The 7,759-nt window shown below is 34.0% G+C and carries 9 protein-coding genes; 3 read left to right on the forward strand and 6 right to left on the reverse strand.

Annotated features, from left to right (window positions below; genetic code table 11):
• The first annotated feature begins 122 nt into the window (after positions 1-122).
• Together EA412_01245 and EA412_01250 are read left to right on the forward strand one after the other, a co-directional pair.
• Positions 123-386, forward strand: coding sequence for a hypothetical protein (locus EA412_01245; protein ID TVR82801.1), 264 nt, complete (start codon positions 123-125; stop codon positions 384-386).
• Positions 387-795: 409 nt separating this feature from the next.
• Positions 796-2,073, forward strand: coding sequence for an acetyl-CoA C-acyltransferase (locus tag EA412_01250; protein ID TVR82802.1), 1,278 nt, complete (start codon positions 796-798; stop codon positions 2,071-2,073).
• A gap of 59 nt (positions 2,074-2,132) precedes the next feature.
• On the opposite strand, the gene EA412_01255 is transcribed toward EA412_01250, so the two are convergent.
• The 4 genes from EA412_01255 to pfkA form a co-directional block, all read right to left on the reverse strand.
• Positions 2,133-2,570, reverse strand: coding sequence for an Hsp20/alpha crystallin family protein (locus EA412_01255; GenBank protein ID TVR82803.1), 438 nt, complete (start codon positions 2,568-2,570; stop codon positions 2,133-2,135).
• A gap of 142 nt (positions 2,571-2,712) precedes the next feature.
• Positions 2,713-3,222 (reverse strand): metallophosphoesterase, encoded by a 510-nt coding sequence (locus EA412_01260; GenBank protein TVR82804.1) that lies wholly within the window; start codon positions 3,220-3,222, stop codon positions 2,713-2,715.
• A 30-nt stretch (positions 3,223-3,252) separates the two neighbouring features.
• Positions 3,253-3,492 (reverse strand): ferredoxin, encoded by a 240-nt coding sequence (locus EA412_01265; GenBank protein TVR82805.1) that lies wholly within the window; start codon positions 3,490-3,492, stop codon positions 3,253-3,255.
• 12 nt (positions 3,493-3,504) lie between these two features.
• Entirely contained in the window at positions 3,505-4,488 is a 984-nt protein-coding gene (pfkA, locus tag EA412_01270; protein ID TVR82806.1) for a 6-phosphofructokinase, read from the reverse strand.
• A 41-nt stretch (positions 4,489-4,529) separates the two neighbouring features.
• Between pfkA and EA412_01275 the strand changes: the two genes are divergently transcribed.
• Positions 4,530-5,168 carry a DUF3365 domain-containing protein gene (locus tag EA412_01275; GenBank protein TVR82807.1) on the forward strand — a complete coding sequence of 213 codons (639 nt, stop codon included), beginning with the start codon at positions 4,530-4,532 and terminating at the stop codon, positions 5,166-5,168.
• A 68-nt stretch (positions 5,169-5,236) separates the two neighbouring features.
• On the opposite strand, the gene EA412_01280 is transcribed toward EA412_01275, so the two are convergent.
• Both EA412_01280 and EA412_01285 read right to left on the reverse strand, forming a co-directional pair.
• On the reverse strand, positions 5,237-7,021 hold the full coding sequence (locus EA412_01280) for a chloride channel protein (protein ID TVR82808.1): 1,785 nt from the start codon (positions 7,019-7,021) through the stop codon (positions 5,237-5,239).
• A gap of 106 nt (positions 7,022-7,127) precedes the next feature.
• Positions 7,128-7,640 (reverse strand): DinB family protein, encoded by a 513-nt coding sequence (locus EA412_01285; protein TVR82809.1) that lies wholly within the window; start codon positions 7,638-7,640, stop codon positions 7,128-7,130.
• Positions 7,641-7,759: the final 119 nt, after the last annotated feature.

Below are 7,759 nucleotides of genomic sequence, written 5' to 3' on the forward strand. Positions count from 1 at the left end.
ACCTGAATAAAGAGTTAATTGTTTTCATAATCTAAAATGGTTTGGTTAAATAAAATAAATAAGCATCTTCAAGTAAAACCAAATTTTGGAATTACATGAAATGAAATGTAAATATGTTTTTAATGAGAAGTGGAATTACTATGATATACCTTATGCTTTCTAAAATGACAATTTCTAAGCATAAAAATTCCGGGACGTTTTTTTGGGGACTGAAATTACTTTCGATCATAAAAAAGGTTTTTGAAAATTGGTTAATATATATTCATCGTGTTTCCTTCTCACAGAAACTGAGCCCTAAGTTAGTACTACCAAATTTAAAATGCAAGTTTTTTTATATTTCTTTTAGCACGCCTTTCATTACTTTACACAATTATAATGCTGTATAAATACGTCAAATAAAACACCATCCTACTTTACAAAATATTACTATAAAAACTTATTATTAATAAATATTTATTAAAATCGGCTAATAAAAGTTGATTTTCAGTGTAATTACAGATTATTTACTAACTTTTTATCTGTACAAATCTTCGAAATAATTTTATTTAAAATTATTTCGAACAACTTTTTTACATTGCATTTATGACACTATATATCTACTACTATTAGAAGCATAAACAATTATGTAATTAGGATGCAAATACAGCTCATGCAATATAATTCAGACGATATACTTGTGAGGTAAAAATCATTATCGCAAATAAGTGCTAAAATTTTATTAGACTATTATGAAATAGCAAGGCATAAACTCTATATTAGCAGTAATAGAATGTCTTTTAAAACCAAAGAAATAATATGCCTAAAGTTGTATTTATAGATGGAGTCAGAACTCCTTTTTTGAAATCCGGTACAGATTATCAGGATTTGATGTCTTATCAATTAGGAGCACACGCCATAAAAGCTCTATTATATAAAAGTGGTATAGACAGTAAAACTATTGATTCTGTAATTTTGGGAACTACCATATCTAATGTAAAAACCGGTAATGTAGCCAGAGAAGCAGCTATACAAGCAGGCATTTCATACAAAAGCCCATGTCACACAGTTACTATGGCTTGCATTTCAGCAAATAAAGCAATAACTGACGGGGCGGAAATGGTGGCTGCCGGAAGAGCTAATGTATTTATTGGTGGTGGAACAGACTCCATTTCTGATACGCCGATTTTATTCAAAAAAGTCATGCGAAAAAAACTTTTTGCAGCAAGAAAAATAAAAACATTTCCGGATATGCTGAAATTTGCTTTAAAGCTTAGGCCTTCGGATTTTTTTCCGGAGAGGCCTTCCATAACTGAGTATTTAACCGGTAAATCAATGGGTGAAGATTGCGATTTACTGGCTGCAAAATTTGAAATTTCCCGAAAAAGTCAGGATGAATTTGCTCTGCGTTCACATCATTTAGCCGAAAAGGCTTATGCAAATGGGCTTTTAAATGAAGAGGTAAGCAATATTGAATTACCTCCTACTTTTAAAAAAATAGGAAAAGACAATGGCATCAGAGGGAACAGCAGCTATGAGGAAATGGAAAGACTGAGACCTGCATTTGTAAAGAAATCAGGGACAGTTACTGCTGCAAATGCCTCATTTTTAACAGACGGGGCGGCTGTATCATTATATATGAATGCTGAATATGCAAAAGCTCAAGGTTATCAAGCTAAAGCTGAAATAGTTGATTATGTTTTTACTGCTCAGGATCCTTTTGAAGAGCTTTTGCTTGGACCTGCCTATGCTATCGCTAAACTATTGAATAAATTAAATCTCACGCTAAGCGATATAGATGTTTTTGAATTGCATGAAGCTTTTGCCGGTCAAGTGTTGGCAAATATTAAAGCCTTGTCTTCAGAAACATTTAATAGACAGAATTTAAACAGAGAATCTGCCATAGGTGAAATTCCAATGGAAAAGCTGAATACTTGCGGCGGTTCATTATCAATAGGTCATCCGTTTGGTGCAACCGGATCAAGGCTTATCACAACAGCGGTAAACCGCTTACACAGAGAAGATGGAGAATTAGCATTAGTTGCTGCCTGTGCTGCGGGTGGACTGGGACATGCTATGCTATTGAAACGCATATAAAAAGAAAGAAGGGACATGCAATGCACACCCCTTCTTCTTTTCTCACTCTTTCTCAGTGATTAATTAATGTTAATTGACTTTTTTGAAAGTTTCTTTTGTTCTTCTTTTTTTGGCAAGATAACTTTCAAAATCCCATCCGAGTAAGTAGCCGAAATTTTATCTGCATCTACAATATCCGGTAAAGTGAAAGAACGCTTGAAAGAAGAAAACTGAAATTCTCTTCTGGTGTAATTTTCATCTTTTTCAGACTCGCTTTTTTTAAGCTCTCCACTTAAAGTCAAAACGTTTTCTTCCAACTCCATATTGAAATTGTCTTTTGTGAAACCCGGAGCTGCTATTTCTAAGCGAAACTCATCTTCATTTTCAGCCACATTCACTGAAGGTAGCGTATTTCTGAAGTTATCAGCTAAAAGGTCCCGATCAAAAAAGTCTTCAAAATACCTTGATAAAGGATTTGAAATTGTTGGTTCTTGTGATTTCCATTTTAAAAGTGTCATATTATCCTCCTGTTTTTTTTAATAAATGAATTTTCTAAGAACTATTCAAATTATATACCAATAGGTTAATATGTCATTTTTTCATATTTTTAGGTCATGAAATTCGACATACATGCAACTTTGTCTTCTTTTTTAAGATTGATTATGCCTTTTTGACACTCCCCCTTTTCCCTAATTCAATGATTTCTAATTTTTCTATTTTACCCTCGTTGATTTCAAAACGCAGCATCGTTCTTATTTGGTGAAAACCTTCGAGACCGGCAGCACCGGGATTCATATGCAGTAGATTCAAGTTCTTATCGTATATTACTTTAAGTATGTGAGAATGACCACAGATAAATATATCCGGTTTTAATTCCATCAATTTTTCTTTAATTCCTTTTTGATATCTTCCCGGGTAACCACCTATATGGGTCATAAAAATGGTCATGCCATTAAATCGAAAGCAAACTTCTTCAGGCAACGCTCTTCGAAGTTCATGTCCGTCAATATTTCCATAAACGGCTCTAAGTGGTTTCAACTCAGAAATTTTCTTTTCCACAATGGGATTCCCGATATCACCGGCATGCCAGACTTCATCAGCTTCTTTAATGTTTGAAATTATCCCCTCATCCAAATGACTGTGCGTATCTGAAATTAACAATATTTTCATAAACAATAAGATAAATTATCAGCTTGAGAATTACTCATCTTCGGTAATAACAATAGCATCAACCGGACAAACGGCCGCCGCTTCCTTAGCCGCTTCAAGAACAGACTGATTTATTACCAATTCATAAACTTCAGATTCTTCGTTAAAAACAGATTTTATCAAATCTACTCTGCCATCATCCCCGGCTTCAAAAAGTTCAGGTGCTTCCGCTGTACAAGCAAATGTACCTATGCAAATATCTCTATCAAGTTGTATTGTAATTTTTGTCATTGTATTGAATATTTAAAATGATAAGATTTCATTAAGTTCAAATAAATCTTTGTCAATAGTATTATTATGTTTTATTGCCTTTGAAAAAGGGGTATAAGTAACAGATTTGTGTTTTACGCCTACCATTAATCCGGTTTCCCCTTTTAAAAGTGCCTCAACAGCTGCAACTCCAAGGCGGCCGGCCAGAACCCTGTCTGAGCAAGTAGGATTCCCTCCCCGTTGAATATGCCCTAAAATACTTACTCTTATATCATATTCAGAAAAAACTTTTTTCACTTCTTCAGCAATTTTGAAAGCACCACCTGTTTCGTCTCCCTCTGAAACGATTACTATGCTTGAAGTCTTACTTTTCTTTTTCCCCAACTCAAGTTTTTTGAGTAACATTTTAGTATCTGTATGTATTTCAGGAATTAAAATTGCTTCTGCCCCACTACCAATTCCTGTTCTTAAAGCAATAAAGCCGGCATCACGCCCCATTACTTCAACAAAGAACAATCTATTGTGAGAGTCTGCTGTATCTCTTATTTTATCAATAGCATCGATAGCGGTATTAATAGCAGTATCATATCCTATCGTAAAATCTGTACCATACAAATCATTATCGATGGTTCCGGGGATTCCTATCACAGGTATTTTAAACTCATCATAAAAGACCTGAGCCCCTTTAAAGGTTCCATCTCCACCTATGGCAACCAATGCATCAACGCCCCGGTTCTTTAAATTATTGAATGCTTTCTTTCTACCTTCAGTAGTCATGAAGTCATCACTTCTCGCAGTTTTAAGTATAGTGCCGCCCTTTTGGATAATATTGCTGACCGATGAAGATAAAAGTGAAACAAACTTATTTTCTATCATTCCCTGATAGCCTTGGTATATACCTTCTACCTTTAATTTGTTGTATAGTGCACAACGGACAACACCTCTAATAGCAGCATTCATACCCGGAGCATCACCCCCCGAAGTAAATACGGCTATTTTTTCAAGTTTATTTGACATAAAAAACGGTTTTCTTATCTTTATAGATAAATATAGAAAAAATGAAAAATATCATCATACTTTTAGGAATCCCCTTGATTTTACTCTCCTGCAACTTTGAAAATAGAGAAGAAAAAAGAATTACACAAACTTCTGAAGAAGAAATTAGTATAGAAAAAGACGAAGAGAGTGATGATTTGGGTGAGTTTAAAATAACAGCAGAAAAAATAATATCAAAAGCACAAAAGAACTTGATGCAAGCAGTGACCGGTGCCATTGAAGAAAATGGGATAGCATATGCGATCAGCTATTGTAATGAGCAAGCTTTGGAGTTGACTTCTGAAGTAATCGAGGATGAAAGAATGACTGTCAGCAGAGTTTCTCATAAATACCGCAATCCGGCAAATGCAGCTAATTCAGAAGAGTTGAAAATCATTCAATCTTATATTGAATCCCTGGATCAGGATATCGTTCCTGAGCCTATAGTCAGAACAGATGACACTTTTAAAATTTATTATACGCCTTTATTATTAGCGAGTCCTTTATGTCTGAATTGTCATGGTGAAGTAGAAAAGGAAATACAAGTAGAGGACTTTATAGCTATACAAATGCTATACCCCAATGATAAAGCGGTAGACTTTAAAATGGGAGAATTAAGAGGTCTCTGGAAAGTTAAGGTTTTAAAAGAGCCTTCGATTTAATTTTTAAAAGCAATTCTTCTTTTTTCAGCATACATTTAGATTAAAGGTTGCCGATTAGTTTTTTCAATCTATGCATCTTTAGAGTTATCAATTAAAAGCTGTCGATAGGTAGAAAATATTCTTGACTTGGAAAGCATTCCAATATAAACACCGCTATCATCAACAACCGGCAAATTCCATGCTTCTGACTCATCAAATTTTTTCATAACCTCAGTCATATCATCTTTCAATTCAACCACTTTTCTGACCGGCTTTAGCAGTTCATGGGCATAGGTTACATCATATAGTTTTTCTTTAAACATGATTTCCCGAATGTCATCCAAAGTGATAATCCCTAACAATTTACCGTCATTATCAACAATTGGGAATATATTTCTCTTATGAGCTGCTACTATTTCTACAATATTTCTGAGTGTAGCGTCCTGTTTAATTATTTTTAAATCTCTTTCAATTACGGAGCTGATTTTAAGTAGAGTTAACACTTCCTCATCTTTATCTTGTTTAAGCTGGTGACCTTTTCGAGCCAGTTGAATTGCGTAAATACTATCTTTTTGGTAAACTATAACGGTAGCATAAGAAATACCGGAAACTATCATCAATGGTGCAATTAACTCATAACTGGAGGTTATCTCTGCAATTAAAAAAATGCCGGTAAGTGGCGCATGCATAACCCCACTTATAACAGCCGTCATGCCTACTAATGCAAAGTTTTCTTTAGGAAGTTCTTCAAACACACCTGTCATATTTACCACGCTGGCAAACAGATAACCTAAAAAAGCACCGGTAAAAATTGATGGGGCAAAAATACCTCCATTTCCGCCACCTCCGGTTGTAAATGCTGCTGCCAAAACTTTAAAAAGCATCACAAAAAACATGAACACTAAAACTATCCAGTATGAGTCAACCCAATTATAAAAGAGACTATTAGAAAGCAATTCCTCAACATTACCTTGCAATATATACCTTATGGCAAAATAACCTTCACCATAGAGAGGAGGAAATAAAAAAATAAGTGCTCCCAATCCCAAACCACCGATAAGTGCTTTTTTAAATCGATTGATACCAAACTTACTAAACCATGATTCAAGAGACAGCGTTACTCTGGTAAAGTAAATAGAAAACAATCCGGCAATTAAGCCAAGTAAAACAAAAAACGGGATTTGCTCTAATCTGAAAGGAGCCACTAAATTAAATTCGAAAGTACCTGCCTCCCCCATTAATAAAGAACTAACAAGCGTTCCGGTCACAGATGCCAGCAACAAAGGAATAAAAGAAGGAATGCTAAGTGTTAATAAAAGTATCTCCAGCGTAAAAACTACTCCGGTAACGGGAGCATTAAAAATAGCTGAAGTGGCTGCCGCTGCTCCGCATCCAATTAACAAAATTCTCTTCTTATAATCAAACCTGAAAAAACGTCCAAAAACGGAAGCAATAGCAGAGCCGGTAGTTACGATAGGTGCCTCTAATCCAACAGAACCTCCAAATCCAACAGTCAAAGCCGATGTTGCCATATGGGAATAGGTCTTATCTCTTTCTATAAAACCTGCTTTCTTCCGGATACTGTAAATAACATTCGTTAAACCATGCCCTAACTTATTTCTATTTAGATATTTTATAAACAATATAGTTAAAAACATCCCTACCATCGGATATAAAAAATACAAGAAATTGGGAAGTGATATTCGAAAATCTCTTGTCAGGAAATCTTGAATAAAATGAATGGATGTTTTAAGAATAACTGCAGCCAGCCCTGCAAATAAACCTATACAAATGCTGATAATCAACATTAAATAATCGGCTTTTACATTTCTGGTAAGCCAGTTTAAAAAATAAATTTTTATCTTTTGTAACATGGGTTGCAAAGGTAATGTCTTAAATTTATAATAGACAAGTAAAAAATCAAATTCCCCTCTGTTGACTAATATTTACCTATTTTATCTTTTTGAAATACCGGTATTCTTAAATCGTTTTAATATTATTCAGCTTGCACAACCAACTTAAATGACCCGTATGACAAGATTCATGACGAATGGCATGGTGTATCATCATTCTTTTAGAGTTATCTCCACCAAAATTTACATCAATTAAATTTTTTTCATTTAAATCTTGTTCTGAAAGTGTTTGCAAATGTTCTATAGAATTTTGATGAATTTCCTTTAATACTGACAAAGCTTCTTTTATATCAGGATTATTGTCCTTTCCTTGTTTCATTTCTTTTCCAAGAGCATAATTATCCAACCATTTAATATCTAATGGTTTACCACCCGTAGATTTCAATATCAAATAGTTTTCAGCCCAGCCAAGGTGACACACTATCCAATTAATAGAATTAAACTGAGTTCCATTTTCGAATGTAAAGACTTTATTTGAATCTACTCCTTTTAAATGTGATAAATACCATTTAGTTAAGTTTCTACAATTATCCATTACTTCGCTAAGAATTATCGCTTCAGATTTATATACTTCTTTCATATAGTTTGATTTTAATCGTTTAAAAATATCTTATCCGCTAAAAGTAATAAATTAAACCTTTACTCATAAAAAAAGGCTGCCTTAATAAAAGACAGCCTTTTTTATATTTTCTTTCTGTT

The organism is Chitinophagaceae bacterium, assembly GCA_007695095.1.
Classification (GTDB): domain Bacteria; phylum Bacteroidota; class Bacteroidia; order Chitinophagales; family REEL01; genus REEL01.